Genomic DNA, 1,102 nt, shown 5'->3' with positions numbered 1-1,102 from the left:
CGGCCTTCGTCACCGCCGCCGCCACGCTCGACGCCTACTGGGCCGACGGCCAGATGGAGAAGCAGACGCTGGCCCGCGGTGAGCAGGTCGAGCAGGAGCTGGTGTCCATCGCGGAAGAGCACGTGGAGGCCGGGGCCTGTGTCCGCGGCCGTGGCCTGGTCTGGGGGATGAAGTTCACCGACCCCGCGCGTGCGTCCGCCATCTGCGCCCGCGCCTTCGCACGGGGCCTGTTGGTGGAGACGTCCGGGCCGGAGGGCGAGGTGGTGAAGGTGCTGCCGCCGCTCACCGTCTCCCCGGACGAGCTCGCAGAGGGCCTGCGGATCCTCACCGAGGCCGTGTGGGAGACCGGCTGAGCCTGCGGCCGTGAGCATTCTGTGCGAAGGCTCGGGTGGACCGCCAGTTGTGCATGCCTCATCACCGGACACGGAATGAGGCGCCGGAAGAAAGGCACCGTCCCACTGTGATCGTCCGATCTTTCAGTGACATCGAGAACACCGACCGGCACATCAGGTCCGCTTCGGGCACCTGGGAGAGCAAGCGCATCGTGCTCGCCAAGGAGAAGGTGGGCTTCTCGCTCCACGAGACCGTGCTGTACGCGGGCACGGAGACGTCGATGTGGTACGCCAACCACATCGAGGCCGTTCTGTGCACCGAGGGCGAGGCCGAGCTCACCAACGACGAGACCGGGGAGACGCACTGGATCTCCCCCGGGACGATGTACCTGCTGAACGGGCACGAGCGTCACACCCTGCGGCCGAAGACCGACTTCCGCTGCGTGTGCGTCTTCAACCCCCCCGTCACCGGACGGGAGGACCATGACGAGAACGGTGTGTACCCGCTGTTGACAGAGGAGGGCTGAACCATGATCCGGACCACCACCGAGGTCGTCCAGGACCTGTATCCGACCCGCGGTGCCGACGAGGTGGTCACGCCACGTCAGGACCCGGTCGTCTGGGGGCGAGCCACCCCCGACCTCGAGGAGTACGAGGAGAACGGTTTCCTCGCCGTCGACCAGCTGATCACGCCGGACGAGGTGGCGGTCTACCACGCCGAGCTGGACCGGCTGATCGCCGATCCGGCGGTCCGCGCCGACGAACGGTCG

At 68.1% G+C, this 1,102-nt stretch carries 2 protein-coding genes and 1 pseudogene; all 3 read left to right on the top strand.

The genetic code is table 11. From position 1 onward, the window contains the following. Positions 1-353 (top strand): aminotransferase class III-fold pyridoxal phosphate-dependent enzyme (locus tag ACFYSH_RS33945; RefSeq protein ID WP_388757742.1); only part of this gene is annotated, 353 nt, incomplete at its 5' end. Between the two features lie 107 nt (positions 354-460). Beyond that, the gene (locus tag ACFYSH_RS33940; RefSeq protein WP_388757739.1) at positions 461-859 is read left to right on the top strand and encodes an ectoine synthase; all 399 of its coding nucleotides are present in this window, start codon (positions 461-463) and stop codon (positions 857-859) included. A 3-nt stretch (positions 860-862) separates the two neighbouring features. Continuing rightward, a pseudogene (locus ACFYSH_RS33935) lies at positions 863-1,102 on the top strand (ectoine hydroxylase); the annotation flags it as partial.

It is taken from the genome of Streptomyces sp. NPDC005791, from assembly GCF_042871485.1.
In the GTDB taxonomy this organism is placed as follows: domain Bacteria; phylum Actinomycetota; class Actinomycetes; order Streptomycetales; family Streptomycetaceae; genus Streptomyces.
This window is presented reverse-complemented; position numbering and strand designations above follow the sequence as displayed.